The following is a 15,569-nucleotide window of genomic DNA, read 5'->3' as shown; positions in this document are numbered from 1 at the left end:
GGCAATCACATGTCAAAAAATCCGCTTCGCCACCACACGCCTGACGACGATCCCGAAGCGGGCATTCCCGGCACGGGGGAGGATGTCTGCCCCGAATGCCACGGGACCGGCAAACAGGTCGATAAGGAGACGGGCCAACCCACGGAAGAGCCCTGCGAACGCTGCGACGGAACCGGGCGGATCATCGAGGGAATTGGCTAGGCCCCATGGGTGAACTCGAAGAGGCGAAAGCCAAGGCCGCCGCCGCTTACAACGCGGCGGCCGATTATTTCGATCATCCCGTCAGCTCGTTCTGGCATCGCTTTGGGCGGCGAACCGTCGAGCGCCTTGGCCTGCGCGAGGGTGAGACAGTTCTCGATGTTTGCTGCGGGAGCGGCGGATCGGCTTCGCCCGCCGCCGAGGCCGTCGGGGCGAACGGAAAGGTCGTCGCCGTCGATCTGGCCGAACGCCTCGTCCGGCTCGGCGCAGCGAAAGCGCGCGCCAAGGGCCTTGGCAATATTGAATTCAAGACCGGCGATATGCTGGCGCTCGGCTATCCGACGCCAGCTTCAATGTCGTCGTTTGCGTCTTCGGCATTTTCTTCGTCTCCGACATGGTGGCGGCCACCAAGGAGCTGTGGCGCATGGTGCGTCCCGGCGGACGGCTCGCCATCACGACATGGGGGCCGGATCTCTTCGAGCCCGCCAATAGCGCTTTTTGGGAGGCTATTCGCGCGGAACGCCCCGACCTCATGAAGGGCTTCAACCCGTGGGAGCGGATTTCAACGCCTGCGGGGCTACGCGAGATGCTTGGCGGCGCTTATGCTGCATGTCGGAATGCGGCTTGGGAGCTTCGGCGACGACGGGCAACCCCGCGGCGCGCCATTCGGGCAACCCGTCTTCCAGGCGGCGCGCCGCGAAGCCTTTACTGCGGAGTAGAGCGGCTGCCTCGAAGGAAAGTACGCAGAAGCGTCCCCGGCAATAGGCGACGATGTCTTGCGACGGATCGAGTTCTCCGAGCCGCGCTTGCATATCTCTCAATGGGATGTTCACGGCGTTCGGCAGATGGCCGAGCGCGAATTCGTCTTCCGGCCGCACGTCGAGCACCGTGATCGTCCCGGCGCGAATTCCTTCGAGCAAAGCTTCGCGCGGCAGGGGTTCGAGCCCGTCCCGGTCGCTAAAATAGCGGCGCATGATGCGTTCGACTTCCGCGACATTGCGCTCCGCCAAGCGGCCCAGCGCCGCCAAGAGATCAAGCGCGGCTTCATCGGCCAGCCTGTAATAAACGAATTTTCCGTCGCGTCTCGCGCCCACCAAGCCGGCGCGGCGCATGTGCTGGAGGTGCTGCGAGGCGTTGGCGATGGAGAGGCCGGTCTTCTGCGCCAGCCCTTCGACGCTGCGCTCGCCCTGGGCGAGTTGCTCCAGCAGTTCGAGGCGATGAGCATGGCCGAGCGCCTTCGCGACCGCCGCGAACACCGCGAACAGCGCCTGTTTGGGACTTTGGGTTGACATCGGCGGCCTTGTCAATAATTATTCAAGCGAATAATTTAATGTCTTCCAATTCGCTTTGTCAAGACGCTCTTGCGTCAGGCGCTGGGAAAACAAGCAAAATGCGGAGACCTCGATGATCTTGCGCCAGTTCCTGCGTGCGAGCCCGGTTGCGGCTTCTTACCTTTTCGGCTGCGGCGGACGCGCCGCCGGGGCAGTTGTCGATCCCGTCGACGATATCGGCGCTTATCTGCGCATGGCGGAAGAAACCGGCATGCGCATCCGCTATGTGATCGACACGCATCTGCATGCTGATCATGTCTCCGCCGGCCGCGAATTGGCCGAGGCGGCGGGCGCGTCTTACGTGCTGTTCGCCGAAGCGAACGCGGCTTTCCCTTTTCATGGCGTGCGCGACGGTGACGTTTTGGAGCTGGGCAACGTCACGATCCATGTCCTGCACACGCCGGGCCATACGCCTGAGCATATTTCGCTGCCCGTCACCGATCGAACGCGGACCGATGAACCATGGTTCGTCCTAACCGGCCACACGCTCATGGTCGGCGATCTCGGCCGCACCGAACTCGCCGCCAACGCCGAGGACGGCGCGCGCGTGCTGTTCAGGTCAGTGCAGCGGCTCAAGGCGCTCCCGGACTACCTCGAAGCGCTGCCGGGCGCCTACTCCGGCTCGGTCTGCGGGCGTAGCCTGAGCGGCAAGCCAAGCTCGACGATCGGCTTCGAGAAGCGCCACAACAAGGCGTTCCGCATTGAGGACGAGGAAGCCTTTGTCCGCGCGATGGCCGCCGACCTTCCCCCGCCGCCGGCGCAAGCGGCTGAAATCCGCGCGGTCAATTCCGGCTTCAAGGAAGCGGCGGAATGAGCGTGCGCAACACGGGCGCGCCCACTCGCTTGCCCTCCGGCGTCACCCTCGGCCTGCTCGCCAATTGGCGGCAGTTCACGCTGCTTGTTCTGCTCAACGCCTTTGTCGGCGGCATGGTCGGCATCGAGCGCACGGTCGTGCCGTTGATCGGCTCTGAGGAATTCGGCATCCCTTCGACCACGCTGGTGGTTTCGTTCATCGTTAGCTTCGGCGTGGTCAAAGCCTTCGCCAATCTGGTCTCGGGGCATTTTGCCGATGTTTGGGGCCGCAAACGCGTGCTGGTCCTCGGCTGGCTGGTTGGCCTGCCGGTTCCCTTCATGATCATGTGGGCGCCGAGCTGGGGATGGATCATCGCCGCCAACGCGTTGCTTGGCGTCAATCAGGGCCTCGCCTGGTCGATGACGGTCATCATGAAAGTTGACCTCGTGGGACCGAAGTCGCGTGGCCTGGCGGTCGGCCTTAATGAATTCGCCGGTTATCTGGCGGTCGGCGTCACGGCGTTTCTGACAGGCTATCTGGCGTCTGAATATGGGCTGCGGCCGACGCCCATCTATTTGGGAGTCGGCTACGCCATAGCGGGCACGTTGCTCTCCATTATTCTGGTTCGCGACACGCGCGCCCATGTCCGCGCGGAAATCGGCGACACGCCCCACAAAGCGATCGCCATGAGCTTTTGGGAAGTGTTTGCGCTCACTTCCTTCCGCGACCGCAACCTTTTCGCCGCCTCGCAGGCGGGGCTCGTCAACAACCTCAACGACGGCATGAGTTGGGGCATTTTTCCATTGTTCTTCGCAGCTTTTGGCCTTGGCGTCGAGCGGATCGGCATTCTCAAAGCGGTCTATCCGGCGAGCTGGGGCATTCTGCAAATCGCAACCGGGCCGTTGAGCGATCGATGGGGCCGCAAAGGCCTGATCGTCGCGGGCATGTGGATCCAGGCGGCGGCTCTTTTCCTCGTGGCTGCGACCCGCGAATTCCATTTCTGGCTGATCGCCAGCCTGCTCCTCGGCCTCGGGACCGCCATGGTTTATCCGAGCCTGATCGCCGCCGTCTCGGACGCGTCGCATGCAAGCTGGCGGGCGCGTTCGCTCAGCGTCTATCGCTTTTGGCGCGATCTCGGCTACGCGATCGGCGCGCTCTCGGCGGGCATTATCGCCGATCTGTTCGGCATGGCGTGGGCAATCGGCGCGGTCGCGACGCTCACATTTGTCTCGGGCGTGATTGTCGCTGTGCTGATGCGCGACTCTCAACCGACCGTGATGAGACAGACCCATGATCAGCGGCGGTAAGGAGAAAGCCGCGCAGCAAGCGGCGGAGTTGACCGCGTCCTATGCTCGCTGGCGAACGGGCCGTCTCGGCCAAATCACCGACGCGCTCGAGCAGGAACTCCTCGTCGAAATGCTCAGGCCGATCGCCGGCAAGACGTTGCTCCAAGTCGGGTGCGGCGACGGCGCTCTTGCTGTGCACCTCGGCCAACTCGGCGCCGCGGTGACGGCCCTCGATCCGAACCCGACGATGCTCGCCGCCGCGCAACACGGGCGGCGACCGCGAACGTTCCGTTGCAGCTGGTCGAGGGCAAGGTAGAGGCGCTGCCGTTCCCCTATGCGACTTTCGATCGCGTTCTTGCGGTCACGGCCCTCTGTTTCATCGCCGACGCCGAGCGGGCCATTGCCGAAATGGCTCGCGTGCTGAAGCCCGGCGGCCTGTTTACTATGGGAAACTCGGCAACCGCAGCTTATGGGCCGCCTATCGCCGCATGCGTGGGTGGCTTGGCCATCCCGTATGGCTTGCGGCGATTTTTCGCTCAGGCGCCGAGCTTCGCCGGCTCATGGGCGAAGCGGGACTCGATGTGCTCGAGATACGCGGGGCCGTCTATTATCCCCCCATGCGAGGCGGCGGCGCGGCTACTTGCCCCTGTCGATCCATGGCTCGGGCGGTGGACAAAACTCGGCGCGGCCTTCATCGTCTTATCCGCGGCGAAACCACCCCTCCGCCCTCAGCTTGGCGAGGCTTCGGCGAGCTTGCGTCGCGAGACGCCGTCATTGGAACCGCCCCGCCCAAACAGCCTGAATTTCTATGAGCGCTGGATTCTTCCGCCACTGCTCGATTGGACCATGCAGCAGCGCAACTTGAAAAACGCCGACGCAGAGTGGTTGCTCCCGTGCGCGGCCGCGCGCTCGAAATCGGCGTCGGTTCAAGGCTGAATCCGGCCGGCGTGGCCCCGCCAAGAAGGCGGAGCCATCGAATGAGATCACGCCGCCGACGGCCAGACGCGGTGTTGGAAGACCTCGTCCACCGGCGTATGGAAGACATGATTGGTATAATTGCTGATCGTCTTGACGCTGATGGCGAGGATGATTCCGAGGATATTTTTCTCGTTGTATCCCGCAGCGAAGAACGCCCGCGCGTCCGTTTCGTCCGGGCGTCCTCGCTTTTCCAGCATGACCCGCGTGAATTCGGCGAGCGCCTGCAACTTCCCATCGGGAATGGGACGTCCGTCACGAATGGCGTCAGTCACATCGGGCGCAACTTTCGACATCCTGTCCGCGACGAAGCTATGCGCCGCCATGCAATAGTTGCAGCCGTTCCAGTGACTGACTGCGAGGAAGATCACTTCCTGCTCGACGGGCGTAAAGCCGCATTCCTGACGAAACGCCGCGTAGCCTGAGGCGTAGGCTTCATACAGCGCCGGTTCATTGGCCATGGCCCCATACATCTTTGGGACAAAGCCCATCTGCCTTTTCGCCGACTCCAGTAGGCTCCTGGCCTTTCCCGCCGCTGTCTCGATCGTGAGGAAAGGCAAATCCTTAATGGCGTATGCGTTGCTCATTGAAGTTGCTCCTGAATTATCGACTTGCGAGACGACGAAGATCGACCGCTGTCACGGGCCGACCGCCTACGCGCCAAGCTCCGATGCGCTCCTTCATCTGGTCGGGCATCAGATGGCCTCCAACCCCCTTGATGTTCACGAGTGGCATGCTGCTGCTCCTCTGATTTAGCTTCAATGGAGCCATTTCCTCATGTATTTGCGAATCTCACAAGTAGGCACTAATATTAGCTATAGTCACACATTTGATACCATTGGAACGGACATGAGGAAGCAGCGACACGAGGCCTACACATGTTGCCCTCTGGAGGCGGCGCTGGATGTCATGGGCAGCAAATGGAAGGCGACGATCCTGTTTCGCCTCCTTGAGGGCACGAAGCGCTTCAATGAACTTCGCAGGATCATGCCAAATGTTACGCAGAGAATGCTGACCCTTCAGCTGCGCGAACTCGAAGCCGATGGCATGATCCTGCGGAAGGTTTTCGCGGAGGTGCCCCCCAAGGTCGAATACTCCTTGTCGGACCTTGGCAGGACATTGGAGCCATTGCTGCGAGAGCTGTATGATTGGGGCCAGACGCACATACAGCGAAAACAACCGGAAGACGGTGCAGAGCCTGCTTCAAGTCCGCCTGAAGCGAAAGCCCGGCGCGCTAGCCGCTAGGCGACGCCCTTTCTCTTCGCCGAGGATCAGAACGGCATGTCCACTCAAAGAGAGATCGGCGCGAAACAGGCGCGTGAGGAACGCTGGCGGCAATTGATGCGCGCTGCCCAAGACGGCGACAACGCCGCCTATGCGGCGTTGCTCTCCGAGATCCTTCCTGTCCTGCGCCGCTCGGTCGCCTACAAATGGCCGGGCGCTCCGGACGTGGAAGACGTCGTTCAGGAGATTTTGCTGTCGGTCCATACCGTTCGTCACACTTTCGATCCCGCGCGACCCTTCATGCCCTGGCTCATGACGATCGCGACGCGTCGTACGATCGACGCGGCGCGCCGCCGAACAGCCCGATCCGCAAATGAAACGACCGTGGATGTGATGCCCGAAACATTTTCGGGGGAAGCAGCGAAGAATGAACAGGAGATCAGCGATGACCAGGAGGCAATTCGACGAGCGCTCGCGCAGTTGCCGGACGGGCAACGTGAGGCGGTGGAACTGATGAAAGTGCAAGGTCTATCACTCCAGGAGGCGTCCGCCGTGACCGGCAAAAGCGTGGCGTCGCTCAAGGTCAGTGTGCATAGGGCGCTCAAGGCCATGCGTGATGTGTTGAAGAGAGAGAGCTGACGACGATGAAATCGGAAGAACTTGCTCGTCGTCTCGCCGCAAGCGCCAAGCCCGTCCAGCGTCTGCCGCATCCGATATGGCGCGCCATGATGTGGTTCGTTCTTTCTCTGGCCTATGCGGGAGCGCTGGTGCTCGTCATGGGACTGCGCACGGATCTCTCCGCCCGGATCGCCGAGCCGCGATTCGTAATCGAACTGTCCGCCGCCGTCTTGACGTCGATGATGGCTGCGACGGCCGCGTTCTGCTCGACCTGCCCCGGACGGCCGATATGGGAGCGTCTGGCGCCATTCCCATTCTTATTGGTCTGGCTGGCGTCCCTGGGCGAAGGCTGCTGGCGTGATTGGTCGCTGCATGGATTGCAGGGTCTCGCAGTTCAGTCGGAATTCAGCTGCTTCTGGAAGATCGTCGTATCGAGTGCGCCGCCTGCGATCCTGATCCTGCTCATGGTACGCCGAGGCGCGCCGATTGCGCCCTATCTGACGACGGGTCTTGCGACGCTCGCCGCAGCGTCCCTGATCGCAGCGGCGATGCTCCTATTTCATCAGCAGGAGTCGAGCATTATGGTGCTCGTTTGGCAATTCGGTTCTGTTATCGTCATGTCGGGGATCGCGGCGCTGTTCGGCCGGCAGGTTCTCGACTGGCGAACGGTCGATACTCCGTCGCTTGAATAGGAGGCGGTATTCTCCGCATTCAAGCGCGTCGCCAATTACGCTTGGTCGTCCCAAAACAATGCGCGAAAGTCGAACGCGCCACTTATCGCCAGTTTGACGATCTGAAAATAGGGTGAAATATCGAAATCTCTGGGCGTAAACAGCCCATGGTGACGAATGGTAAGTATCTCCTCGATGCAACCAGGGCAATCCGGCGCGTTCACATCCCTCGCATTGACGATCGGCAGAATCGGATAGCGGATCGACTGGAAGGCCTAGGCGATCAAAGTCGAGCAAATGGCGCGGGTCGGATCGCCGCTGCCCAGCGCGATCATGCGACGCCGGAACTGTTGGGGAATGGGCGGATTCGGCTATTGCCCTCGACGAGCAAGACGTCTGCTGGACGCAGGCTCGCCAACAACCGCGCCGGAGGCGTCACCGCTCCCGCGCTGTGAACATGCGCCGGAGCCGCAAGAAAGCGCCCGAGTCTATCCCCCAACCAACCACGAGCCTTGCCCATCACAAGCGCCTCTTTGCTCTACCGCGATACTCCGTCTTCCGATGAAAGCCGGGCTACAAGCCCATCCGCGAACCATTGAGCAAGAAATTGGCCAGCCACTACCGACGTGTTTTCGCTTGGGTCAAAGAACTGCAGGAGCGAACAGATTTCGGCAAACGACTTCCCCGCCGCCGCTTCAATCAGGGCGAGGCGCTCTTCCGGCGCGACCATCCGATACGAAGACTGGCTATCGGCGCTGCGCCAGAAAAGAACGTGATCCTCACCCGCCTCGATCGGCGGCAACTCTTCGCCATCTCGCGCCGCCTCATATCGCGCCGCGGCGCCGGCGGCGAGATCCAGCAGCTCCCAGCTGGGATGGAATGCGAAGGAAACTGTTGGCCAACTAGTGGCGTCCACGCTGGCCAGAGTTTCGAGCGAGAGCCTTGGTCCGTCTGCTGCGTCGAACGCATTGGCGAGCGCGCGTTCGAAGCGGGCGACGTCGATCGCCTGCACGTCGTCTGCCAAACGGGCCCAATCTCTCATGACCTCGGGTAGGCGCGCGCCATACCAACGCGCGTTTGTGACATGCGACGGCGCGGAGACAATATAGGCCTCGACCAGCGCACCGAACATTTGGTCATCGAGGTAATTGCGCAGGACCCGGTAATCGTTGGAGAGAAACTCCGCGAGTCGAAGTCGGTAAGCGTTGTGGTAGACCGCAAAGAGCGTTGAGGCGTCCGTCTTTGTCGAGTCAGCGACGCAATCGGGCGCAGCTGAACCTTCGCTCAGAATTCCGGCTTGAAACCTTTCCTGCAGCTCGGCGAGCGTCATGCGGCCGTCTCCTTTTGAGAATGAACCGCTCCGGCGCAAATCGATCTGGCGTGGTTGAGCTCGGAGACCAGCTCGCCAAAGGGAGGAAAATTTTCGTCGCGCTCGATCATGGTTGAGATTTCGCCGAATCGACAGCAGACACGCTCGTAAAGCCGCCACACTTCCTCGCACACCGGCTGGGCATGCGTGTCGATCTTATGTGTTCCAAAATCGGAATGTCCTGCGAGGTGAAGTTGCACGACGCGGTCCATGGGAATGGCGTCGACAAACTGCTTCGCGTCAAAGCCGTGATTAAACGCGGAGACAAAAATATTGTTCACATCCACAAGGAGCCAGCAGTCGGCGCGATCAGCCATCTCCCGGATGAACGTCCATTCGTCCATTTCCGATTCGCGGAACGTCACATAGGTTGACGCATTCTCGATCGCGATCCTTCGCCCGAGATAGTCCTGTACGCGCCATATTCGTTCGACAACGTGCCTGAGCGCCTCGAATGTGTAGGGGACCGGCAGGAGATCGTGCAGGTTCACGCCATTAATGCCGGTCCAGCATAGGTGATCTGAAATCCAGCCGGGGTCGAACCGATCGGCGAGTTGCTTGACGGATTTGAGATAGTCGAAATCGAGCGGGTCCGTGGATGCGATCGACATCGAGACGCCATGCATCACGATAGGATATTCCGCTCGAACGCGCTCGAGCATTGCAAGCGGACGCCCGCCCGGCACGAGATAATTTTCCGTGATGATCTCCAGCCACTCTACATTGGGCCGGGCTTCGAGAAGATCCGGGTAATAAATAGGCCGTAGACCGAGGCCAAAACCCAGGGACGATGGCTTGCTCATGTCGAATGTCTCAGCTGCGATCCGCAGAAAGCAGATTCGGGCGGACATTATGTCCGCCCAAGAGTTGTGCTCAATCAGCCAACCGTGCCGCCCTGCGCCTCGCAGGCGGCGTTCGACTTCGCAGGGAGCCAGCCCTGGCCCTTGCATGAATTCTGGCCTTTGCATGCGCTGCTTGCGGTCTGGCAGGCGCTTTGTCCCTTGCAGGCGTTGATGCCAACGCAATGCACGGATTTCATGGCCTTTTTGGCGACAGCGGGCGTCGAGGCGGCGCCGCTGAGCGCCAGCGCAATCGCCGCCGCGGCAAGTGTTGAGCCAGTAACGATATTCGCTTTCATTTGAATCTCCTCGTTGATCCGCGCACATAAAGAGGCGGCGCTAGCCTCTTGGAAGGCCAACGGATCGTTCTTCGGCGGATGGTCGAGGAAAGTTACAGATCACACGCATACATATTCTCACCGTGTGTGAGCTCGGAACTGTTGCTTTGACGCGACGCTAAAAATCGGCCGGTTTCTTACGGGGTCAAATCACATTTCTAATGCCCTGAGACGCATGCGATAGTAGTCGAACGCGCGCTTGCCCCTGTAACCTTTTATTCCCGGGGTTCGAAGGATCTCATGCAAACGTTCCGTCGCCAAAAGGAACGTCACTCACCATCAAAGAGGTCAATCATGTTTTACGTCAAAAACGTGCCCGGCTGGGAGCGCGCGCTTCGCATTATCATGGGAGTAGGCCTTCTCGGAGCAGCCTTGCTGCATTTCGGTTCGACGCCGATGGGTTGGCTCGCTGGCGGCGCGGGCGCGATGGCGATGATGAGCGGGCTCATGGGTTTCTGCCCGGCCTGCGCGCTCGTCGGCAGGAGAATCTGACGGCGATATCATTCAAGAGCAAGCAGCGTCGGGACGAAACGCGTAGTAAGCGCTTCGTCCCGGATACGACCGACCCTTGTTTTGGAGAATGCGAATGACAGACCCGAAAAGACAATCGGCGGCTCTGATCGCCGCGGCGTTTGCCGCTGCACTGTCGGCTGTTGAAGACGCCGCTGCGGCCAAGGGCGACCAGGAGAAATGCTTTGGTGTTTCTCTCAAGGGCAAAAATGACTGTGCGGCAGGGCCTGGCACGACCTGCGCAGGATCCGCCACCAAGGACTATCAGGGCGACGCATGGAAATACGTCGCCAAGGGAACCTGCACGTCGATCACGACTCCGAAGGGCAAAGGCAGTCTGGAGCCGATCGCCAGAAAATGATCCCTTGGCGCGACTGCCGCAGACACCAACTGGCCGCGGCAGTCCCGCAATTCTTTGGGGGTGCCAATGTTCCTGGATGATCGCTATACGCAAGATCGTCGGCTGGCGACAACGCTTCCCGCGCGCTCCGGGGTCGGCTTTAAAGGCCAGCATTTTACCGACATCATCCGTTCAAGGCCAGATATCGGCTTGTTCGAAATTCACGCCGAAAACTTCATGGGCGCCGGAGGCCCGCCGCACGCGCAGTTATCGCGCCTTCGCGCGGACTATGCTCTGTCGGTGCATGGCGTCGGCTTATCGATTGGCGGCGCAGAGCCGCTCGATGCCCAACACCTTGAGCGCCTCAAGACGCTTGTCGATCGCTATGAGCCCGACTCCGTCTCCGAGCATCTCGCCTGGTCGGCGCATAGAATGAATTTCCTGAATGATCTGCTGCCGGTTCCCTATGACACAGAGACCTTGAATAGCATCGTGTCGAATATCCAACAGATTCAGGAGAAGTTGAACCGGCGCATACTGCTCGAAAATCCGGCGACCTATCTGGAATTCGAGACCTCGACATTCTCTGAAGTCGAGTTTCTGGATGAGATCGCGCGCCGAACCGGCAGCGGCCTGCTCCTCGACGTCACTAATATCCATGTCAGCGCGGTCAATCACCATTTCTCCGCCGAGGCGTATATCGACGCCTTTCCGGTGACGCTTGTTGAAGAGATTCACCTTGCCGGCTTCTCATGCGACAACGACGAGCTCGATGAAGCCTTGTTGATCGATACACATTCCGGACCAGTTGCGGAGGAAGTCTGGACGCTCTACCAGCGCGCGCTGTCGCGCATCGGGCCGATCGCGACGCTCATCGAATGGGACAATGAGATGCCCTCATGGAATATGCTTCATGCGCAGGCGCGGCGCGCAGAGACTATGCTTGCCGCGTGGCGAAAAATTGAATCGCAGCGTCTGGAAGGAGCGTCTGCTCCATGAATTCCGATGAATATACAGCCTTTACCGACGCCCTGTTCGACCCGGCAGCGTGTCCGCCGAGCGGGTTGAAGGCTTGGCATAAGGGAGCCGTCACAAAACGCTTTTCGGTCTATCGGAACAATGTGATCTTCGGGCTGATCAACGCGCTCGCCGAACGCTTTCCGGTTTGCTTGCGTCTGGTCGGCGCGGATTTCTTCGGGGCGATGGCAAAGTCATTCGTCCGTTCGTCGCCGCCTAAATCGCCGATCCTCGTCGAATATGGCGAGGGCTTTCCGGGATTCATCGCGACTTTCGAGTGGGCCCGTGAACTACGCTATCTCGCGGATGTTGCCCGTCTCGAATGGGCGATCGGCCGCGCCTACCATGCGGCCGATTCGACGCCGCTCGCGCTCGAATCCATTCGGGCAGTTCCTGCGGATGCGCTTGGGGACGCCATTTTCACGCTTCACCCCTCGGTGCAGATTATCTCGTCGCGTTTTCCGATCCTATCGATATGGTCGACAAATACGTTCGATACGGCAGTTCAGGAAGTCAGTCTTGATCGAGGCGAGGACGTCTTGGTTCTGCGCCCGCATCTTGAAGTCGAGGCGCGTCTGCTGCCGCCTGGTGGATTTTCGTTCGTCTCGGCGTTGATCAAGGGCGAGACAGTGTCCGCCGCGAGCTCGGCGGACCTACTCGATTTGCCCGCGTGCCTTCGTCTGCTGTTCTTGGCGGAAGCCATCACAGCGATCAGCGCGTGAAATCGCCCTCGAGTTACTTCCAGTCGCAACAATTTGAAAGGACTGACGACGCTATGAGAACTTTCTACAGACTCGCCGACCTTCTGGACTCAATTCCCTATGCGCTGATCGCGCTGTTCCTCCGTATCGTTGTCGCTCGGCCATTTTTCATCTCGGGACAGACCAAGGTCGAAGGCCCGATAGTCGGTCGCGAAGTCTTTGGCGTCGATCTCAGCATGACTCTGCCGACGTCATTGCGCGACGCCGCGGTTGACCTATTCGCCGACGAATACAAGCTGCCCCTTATCTCCCCGGAGCACGCCGCCTATCTGACGGCGGGACTGGAATTTCTGCTGCCGGTCCTGCTCGTTCTGGGTCTTATGACGCGGCTCTCGGCCCTGGGACTACTCATGATCACCATGGTGATCCAGCTCTTCGTTTACCCCGACGCATGGTGGTCGGCGCATGCCTATTGGGTGGGTTTGCTGCTTGTCCTCATTGCGCGCGGTGCGGGAGGAATTTCGCTGGACAGCCTGGTGGTTTCTCGAGTCTCTTCGAGAATAGGCGTGTTGCCAAACGCAAACCGTCTCCTGGGTTGAGGCCTTGGGTCAATCGAGCAAGGCTCGACAACCGATCGCGGGAACTCTCTCTGTAACGCTGGGATAGGATCAACTATGGCGACCACGCGTTTTCCAAAGCCGTTGGACAAGAGCGAACATCCGTCTCGCCGACTGGTGCTTCTCGGCTTCTTGCAAGGACTGGCTGCTGAGCCAGCGCTCGCGCAACTCGGCGCGCCCCCGATGTTGCAAACGGATAGCTCGCAATTCGTTGAACTGCGACCTGCTATGATGATGCCAGTCGCCACCTTGCAGCGAATCGACGGGAAATTGACGCCCCTGAGCGCATCGCGCGGGAAGGTTCTCCTTCTGTGCTTCTGGGCGACTTGGTGTCCCCCCTGCCGTAGGGAGCTGCCAGCGCTCGAACGAGCGCAGAAGTCGTTCGATTCAACAAAATTCGAGATCGCCGCAGTTTCTGTCGACACCGCCGGCAAGGCGACGATCGAAGGATTCCTCAATCGTCTTGGCGTCAAAAATCTGCAAATATTTCTGGACCCCGCTGGCCGCATCGCGGAACGCGCAAATCGAGAAACTGGCGCGCCACTTCCACTTTATGGTATGCCGATAACCTATGTGATCGACCGAAACGGTATGGTCCGCGGCTATATCACAGGTGAGGTTGATTGGCTGTCGTCCGACGCGACCGCGTTTCTAAATTATTTTATCGACAGCTGACCTTGTCACTTTCGATCGCATATCGGTCGCTCGCAGCGGCGGACGTTTGAGATCATCGTCTGAAGCGCCTTCTTGCCGGGCCAACCAGCAAATCCAAACCCGGCGATGGCGAAAGAGGGCGTCATTGACACGCCCAGGCTGGCTGCAAGTTCGGCTTGGCGCCGCAACACGCCCGCAACGATGGCGCTGTCGGCTGATTCTTCGACTTTCGCTGGATCGAGAGCCATGTCGCGCGCGACCGCGAGCGCGGAAACGCCGTCGCTTTGGCCGCGCTTGGTGAACATTCGCTGATGAAATGCGGCGGCGACCGGGGGACCGTATAGCCGCAGAACCGCCTGCTGGACCTTTGCAGCCTGAACAGAGCCGAGGGAAAGTATGGGACTGTTGACGAGACCGAGCTTCACGTCGGGATTCGCTGCAATTATTTCTTCGATCTCACGAGCCGCCTTTTTGCAGTATGCGCAGTTATAGTCGAAAAATTCATAGATTTCGATCTCGGCCGACCCCGCTCCCTGCCAGATGATGCCCGGTAGCGACGACGGATAAAGGTTCGAAGGTATTGGAAACAGCTCCGGCAGTGTGAAGCCGACGGCCCCTGCGGCGGGGTCGGGGCCGGCGTCAGCGAGCGTCGATGTGACGGCCGATAGGAGCGCGCCGAGCAGTGCAAGCACGCCTCGGCGCGTCGGACGGGCGGCGCCCGACTTTCTGTATTGACCGAGCGTCTCCCTGCGGCAGGTGATTCCAGTTGCGAACAAGATCTAATGTCCTTCCAACGAGGCGCGGGAAATTTTGACTTCGCGCGGCGTCGTTCCCTCTGGCGTGGCCAACGCTTTAGGTTCGCCTGAACTTGTGTCGAGGTTACGTCATGAGGCTCGGTTTTGCTCTGACACGCCCTCGATAGGGGCCAGACTGCCATTCCGGGCGAGCTGCGCCTCGAGTTCGGCAATCCGCGCAGCGAGTGGCGCCGTTAGCGCGCGCACTTCGTCGAGCGTGTAACGTTCTGTGATGTGCTGCGGGCAATTCCAGTCAAAGCCCTCCACCCTGATCAGGAAGCCACGTTCGACGCGGGCGCGGTAATCCGCGATTTCGAGCCGGGACAAGGTCGCTTCGTCGTCGGGGCCGATGATCTTCGCGCGACCAAAGAGCTTGAGCCGGGTCCTGTTCGGATAATCCATGAAGAACAATGACACGCGATCGTCGGTCGTCAGGTTCCCGACGCTGATATATTGGCGGTTCCCGCGGAAATCCGCGAAGCCGATTGTCGCGTTGTCGAGCACGCGCACGAATCCCGTCGGCCCGCCGCGATGCTGGATGTAAGGCCAGCCGGTCTCGCCGACCGTCGCCATGTAGAACGAATTGCGGGCCGCGATGAATTGGGCTTCCGCCGCCCCAAGGCGGTGGTTCCGCGTCTCTGGCGCGCTCTCCATGCGGGCATAGGCGCCGCGGCTGCCCTGTTCCTCTTGCGCCTTCTTTACCGTCGGGGTGAAAGCGATCTCGGCATAGCGATGCGGCATGGCGTCCTCCTGCGGCATGGCGTCCTCCTGCGGGCCGGCGCCCTTAAAGCCCAAGGTCGGTAAGGCCGGGATGATCTGTGGGTCGCGGGCCTTGCGGCCAGTGAAACTTACGCTCGCTTTCGTGGATCGGTTGGTCGTTGATGCTCGCAAAGCGCAGGCGCATCAGTCCGCGCTCGTCGAACTCCCAATTCTCGTTGCCATGGCTGCGGAACCAGTTGCCGTCGTCATTGCGCCACTCGTAAGCGAAGCACACCGCAATACGGTTCTCGGCGAAGGTCCAGAGCTCCTTGATCAGTCGATAGTCGCGTTCACGCGCCCATTTTCGAGTCAGGAATGCGACGATCTCCGCGCGGCCGCGCGGGTACTCCGCGCGATTGCGCCAGCGGCTGTCCTCCGTATAGGCGAGCGATACGCGCTCGGGATCGCGGGTGTTCCAGGCGTCTTCCGCCATCCGAACTTTCTGTATCGCCGTTTCGCGCGTGAAGGGCGGCAGCGGCGGGCGGACGCCGGCAGTCTGGTGCGTATCGGTCATTCAAAGCTCCCCTCAAAATCG

The 15,569-nt window shown here is 60.5% G+C and carries 20 protein-coding genes and 4 pseudogenes; 14 read left to right on the top strand and 10 right to left on the bottom strand.

Annotated elements, in window-relative coordinates; translation table 11 throughout:
- Nucleotides 1–9 precede the first annotated feature (9 nt).
- Nucleotides 10–201, top strand: coding sequence for a hypothetical protein (locus RVU70_RS19450; RefSeq protein WP_363351455.1), 192 nt, complete (start codon nt 10–12; stop codon nt 199–201).
- A 5-nt stretch (nt 202–206) separates the two neighbouring features.
- Nucleotides 207–592, top strand: a pseudogene (locus RVU70_RS19445) (class I SAM-dependent methyltransferase); the annotation flags it as partial.
- Nucleotides 593–740: 148 nt separating this feature from the next.
- Here RVU70_RS19445 and RVU70_RS19440 read toward each other — a convergent pair.
- Nucleotides 741–1,490: a metalloregulator ArsR/SmtB family transcription factor gene (locus RVU70_RS19440; RefSeq protein WP_363351453.1), complete on the bottom strand. Its 750-nt coding sequence runs from the start codon at nt 1,488–1,490 to the stop codon at nt 741–743.
- A 112-nt stretch (nt 1,491–1,602) separates the two neighbouring features.
- Between RVU70_RS19440 and RVU70_RS19435 the strand changes: the two genes are divergently transcribed.
- From RVU70_RS19435 to RVU70_RS19425, 3 genes and pseudogenes are all read left to right on the top strand, one after another.
- Entirely contained in the window at nt 1,603–2,343 is a 741-nt protein-coding gene (locus RVU70_RS19435; RefSeq protein ID WP_363351451.1) for an MBL fold metallo-hydrolase, read from the top strand.
- Nucleotides 2,340–3,629 (top strand): MFS transporter, encoded by a 1,290-nt coding sequence (locus RVU70_RS19430; RefSeq protein ID WP_363351449.1) that lies wholly within the window; start codon nt 2,340–2,342, stop codon nt 3,627–3,629. Before RVU70_RS19435 ends, RVU70_RS19430 begins: the two co-directional genes overlap by 4 nt.
- A 150-nt stretch (nt 3,630–3,779) precedes the next feature.
- Nucleotides 3,780–4,544, top strand: a pseudogene (locus RVU70_RS19425) (class I SAM-dependent methyltransferase); the annotation flags it as partial.
- A 47-nt stretch (nt 4,545–4,591) separates the two neighbouring features.
- Here RVU70_RS19425 and RVU70_RS19420 read toward each other — a convergent pair.
- Nucleotides 4,592–5,170 (bottom strand): carboxymuconolactone decarboxylase family protein, encoded by a 579-nt coding sequence (locus RVU70_RS19420; protein WP_363351447.1) that lies wholly within the window; start codon nt 5,168–5,170, stop codon nt 4,592–4,594.
- 262 nt (nt 5,171–5,432) lie between these two features.
- Here RVU70_RS19420 and RVU70_RS19415 point away from each other — a divergent pair, with 262 nt between their 5' ends.
- The 3 genes from RVU70_RS19415 to RVU70_RS19405 all read left to right on the top strand — a co-directional run bounded on the left by RVU70_RS19415 (nt 5,433) and on the right by RVU70_RS19405 (nt 7,117).
- Nucleotides 5,433–5,828 carry a helix-turn-helix domain-containing protein gene (locus tag RVU70_RS19415; protein WP_363351445.1) on the top strand — a complete coding sequence of 132 codons (396 nt, stop codon included), beginning with the start codon at nt 5,433–5,435 and terminating at the stop codon, nt 5,826–5,828.
- A 96-nt stretch (nt 5,829–5,924) separates the two neighbouring features.
- Nucleotides 5,925–6,446, top strand: a complete 522-nt coding sequence (locus RVU70_RS19410) for a sigma-70 family RNA polymerase sigma factor (RefSeq protein ID WP_363351443.1) — start codon at nt 5,925–5,927, stop codon at nt 6,444–6,446.
- A 5-nt stretch (nt 6,447–6,451) separates the two neighbouring features.
- A complete protein-coding gene (locus tag RVU70_RS19405; protein ID WP_363351441.1) occupies nt 6,452–7,117 on the top strand; it encodes a DUF1109 domain-containing protein in 666 nt (221 codons plus the stop codon).
- 35 nt (nt 7,118–7,152) lie between these two features.
- On the opposite strand, the pseudogene RVU70_RS21625 reads toward RVU70_RS19405, so the two are convergent.
- From RVU70_RS21625 to RVU70_RS19385, 5 genes and pseudogenes are all read right to left on the bottom strand, one after another.
- Nucleotides 7,153–7,467, bottom strand: a pseudogene (locus tag RVU70_RS21625) (lipo-like protein); the annotation flags it as partial.
- Nucleotides 7,468–7,634: 167 nt separating this feature from the next.
- The gene (locus RVU70_RS19400; protein ID WP_363351937.1) at nt 7,635–8,108 is read right to left on the bottom strand and encodes a hypothetical protein; all 474 of its coding nucleotides are present in this window, start codon (nt 8,106–8,108) and stop codon (nt 7,635–7,637) included.
- 45 nt (nt 8,109–8,153) lie between these two features.
- A pseudogene (locus tag RVU70_RS19395) lies at nt 8,154–8,426 on the bottom strand (DNA-binding domain-containing protein); the annotation flags it as partial.
- Nucleotides 8,423–9,268, bottom strand: a complete 846-nt coding sequence (locus tag RVU70_RS19390) for a DUF692 domain-containing protein (RefSeq protein ID WP_363351439.1) — start codon at nt 9,266–9,268, stop codon at nt 8,423–8,425. The gene RVU70_RS19390 and the pseudogene RVU70_RS19395, both read right to left, overlap by 4 nt.
- Nucleotides 9,269–9,342: 74 nt before the next feature.
- Nucleotides 9,343–9,603 carry a hypothetical protein gene (locus tag RVU70_RS19385; protein ID WP_363351437.1) on the bottom strand — a complete coding sequence of 87 codons (261 nt, stop codon included), beginning with the start codon at nt 9,601–9,603 and terminating at the stop codon, nt 9,343–9,345.
- A 333-nt stretch (nt 9,604–9,936) separates the two neighbouring features.
- On the opposite strand from RVU70_RS19385, the gene RVU70_RS19380 reads away from it, so the two are divergent.
- The 6 genes from RVU70_RS19380 (at nt 9,937) to RVU70_RS19355 (ending at nt 13,502) form a co-directional block, all read left to right on the top strand.
- Nucleotides 9,937–10,134, top strand: coding sequence for a DUF2892 domain-containing protein (locus RVU70_RS19380; RefSeq protein ID WP_363351435.1), 198 nt, complete (start codon nt 9,937–9,939; stop codon nt 10,132–10,134).
- Nucleotides 10,135–10,228: 94 nt separating this feature from the next.
- Nucleotides 10,229–10,513 (top strand): DUF2282 domain-containing protein, encoded by a 285-nt coding sequence (locus tag RVU70_RS19375; protein ID WP_363351433.1) that lies wholly within the window; start codon nt 10,229–10,231, stop codon nt 10,511–10,513.
- A 66-nt stretch (nt 10,514–10,579) separates the two neighbouring features.
- Nucleotides 10,580–11,491 carry a DUF692 domain-containing protein gene (locus RVU70_RS19370; protein ID WP_363351431.1) on the top strand — a complete coding sequence of 304 codons (912 nt, stop codon included), beginning with the start codon at nt 10,580–10,582 and terminating at the stop codon, nt 11,489–11,491.
- A complete protein-coding gene (locus RVU70_RS19365; RefSeq protein ID WP_363351429.1) occupies nt 11,488–12,231 on the top strand; it encodes a DNA-binding domain-containing protein in 744 nt (247 codons plus the stop codon). The genes RVU70_RS19370 and RVU70_RS19365 overlap by 4 nt, the downstream gene beginning before the upstream one ends.
- 53 nt (nt 12,232–12,284) lie before the next feature.
- Nucleotides 12,285–12,809 (top strand): DoxX family membrane protein, encoded by a 525-nt coding sequence (locus RVU70_RS19360; RefSeq protein ID WP_363351909.1) that lies wholly within the window; start codon nt 12,285–12,287, stop codon nt 12,807–12,809.
- 75 nt (nt 12,810–12,884) lie between these two features.
- The gene (locus RVU70_RS19355; RefSeq protein ID WP_363351427.1) at nt 12,885–13,502 is read left to right on the top strand and encodes a TlpA disulfide reductase family protein; all 618 of its coding nucleotides are present in this window, start codon (nt 12,885–12,887) and stop codon (nt 13,500–13,502) included.
- Between the two features lie 5 nt (nt 13,503–13,507).
- Here RVU70_RS19355 and RVU70_RS19350 read toward each other — a convergent pair whose 3' ends face one another.
- From RVU70_RS19350 to RVU70_RS19340, 3 genes are all read right to left on the bottom strand, one after another.
- On the bottom strand, nt 13,508–14,257 hold the full coding sequence (locus RVU70_RS19350) for a DsbA family protein (RefSeq protein WP_363351425.1): 750 nt from the start codon (nt 14,255–14,257) through the stop codon (nt 13,508–13,510).
- Nucleotides 14,258–14,365: 108 nt separating this feature from the next.
- A complete protein-coding gene (locus RVU70_RS19345) occupies nt 14,366–15,016 on the bottom strand; it encodes a pyridoxamine 5'-phosphate oxidase family protein (protein ID WP_363351907.1) in 651 nt (216 codons plus the stop codon).
- 43 nt (nt 15,017–15,059) lie between these two features.
- Complete coding sequence (locus RVU70_RS19340; RefSeq protein WP_363351423.1) at nt 15,060–15,548, bottom strand: nuclear transport factor 2 family protein; 489 nt, start codon at nt 15,546–15,548, stop codon at nt 15,060–15,062.
- Nucleotides 15,549–15,569: the final 21 nt, after the last annotated feature.

It is taken from the genome of Methylocystis echinoides (assembly GCF_040687965.1).
In the GTDB taxonomy this organism is placed as follows: Bacteria; Pseudomonadota; Alphaproteobacteria; order Rhizobiales; family Beijerinckiaceae; genus Methylocystis; species Methylocystis echinoides_A.
The sequence above is the reverse complement of the archived record's forward strand: the minus strand, read 5'-3'. Positions and strand labels throughout refer to the sequence as shown.

Excerpts from the sequence above, each read along its gene's own strand:
- RVU70_RS19340 (WP_363351423.1), bottom strand. The coding sequence starts at position 15,548 with ATGACCGATACGCACCAGACTGCCGGCGTCCGCCCGCCGCTGCCGCCC.
- RVU70_RS19380 (WP_363351435.1), top strand. The coding sequence starts at position 9,937 with ATGTTTTACGTCAAAAACGTGCCCGGCTGGGAGCGCGCGCTTCGCATT.
- RVU70_RS19365 (WP_363351429.1), top strand. The coding sequence starts at position 11,488 with ATGAATTCCGATGAATATACAGCCTTTACCGACGCCCTGTTCGACCCG.
- RVU70_RS19420 (WP_363351447.1), bottom strand. The coding sequence starts at position 5,170 with ATGAGCAACGCATACGCCATTAAGGATTTGCCTTTCCTCACGATCGAG.
- RVU70_RS19405 (WP_363351441.1), top strand. The coding sequence starts at position 6,452 with ATGAAATCGGAAGAACTTGCTCGTCGTCTCGCCGCAAGCGCCAAGCCC.
- RVU70_RS19410 (WP_363351443.1), top strand. The coding sequence starts at position 5,925 with ATGCGCGCTGCCCAAGACGGCGACAACGCCGCCTATGCGGCGTTGCTC.
- RVU70_RS19415 (WP_363351445.1), top strand. The coding sequence starts at position 5,433 with ATGAGGAAGCAGCGACACGAGGCCTACACATGTTGCCCTCTGGAGGCG.
- RVU70_RS19385 (WP_363351437.1), bottom strand. The coding sequence starts at position 9,603 with ATGAAAGCGAATATCGTTACTGGCTCAACACTTGCCGCGGCGGCGATT.
- RVU70_RS19440 (WP_363351453.1), bottom strand. The coding sequence starts at position 1,490 with ATGTCAACCCAAAGTCCCAAACAGGCGCTGTTCGCGGTGTTCGCGGCG.
- RVU70_RS19450 (WP_363351455.1), top strand. The coding sequence starts at position 10 with ATGTCAAAAAATCCGCTTCGCCACCACACGCCTGACGACGATCCCGAA.
- RVU70_RS19390 (WP_363351439.1), bottom strand. The coding sequence starts at position 9,268 with ATGAGCAAGCCATCGTCCCTGGGTTTTGGCCTCGGTCTACGGCCTATT.
- RVU70_RS19355 (WP_363351427.1), top strand. The coding sequence starts at position 12,885 with ATGGCGACCACGCGTTTTCCAAAGCCGTTGGACAAGAGCGAACATCCG.
- RVU70_RS19375 (WP_363351433.1), top strand. The coding sequence starts at position 10,229 with ATGACAGACCCGAAAAGACAATCGGCGGCTCTGATCGCCGCGGCGTTT.
- RVU70_RS19360 (WP_363351909.1), top strand. The coding sequence starts at position 12,285 with ATGAGAACTTTCTACAGACTCGCCGACCTTCTGGACTCAATTCCCTAT.
- RVU70_RS19435 (WP_363351451.1), top strand. The coding sequence starts at position 1,603 with ATGATCTTGCGCCAGTTCCTGCGTGCGAGCCCGGTTGCGGCTTCTTAC.
- RVU70_RS19345 (WP_363351907.1), bottom strand. The coding sequence starts at position 15,016 with ATGCCGCATCGCTATGCCGAGATCGCTTTCACCCCGACGGTAAAGAAG.
- RVU70_RS19370 (WP_363351431.1), top strand. The coding sequence starts at position 10,580 with ATGTTCCTGGATGATCGCTATACGCAAGATCGTCGGCTGGCGACAACG.
- RVU70_RS19430 (WP_363351449.1), top strand. The coding sequence starts at position 2,340 with ATGAGCGTGCGCAACACGGGCGCGCCCACTCGCTTGCCCTCCGGCGTC.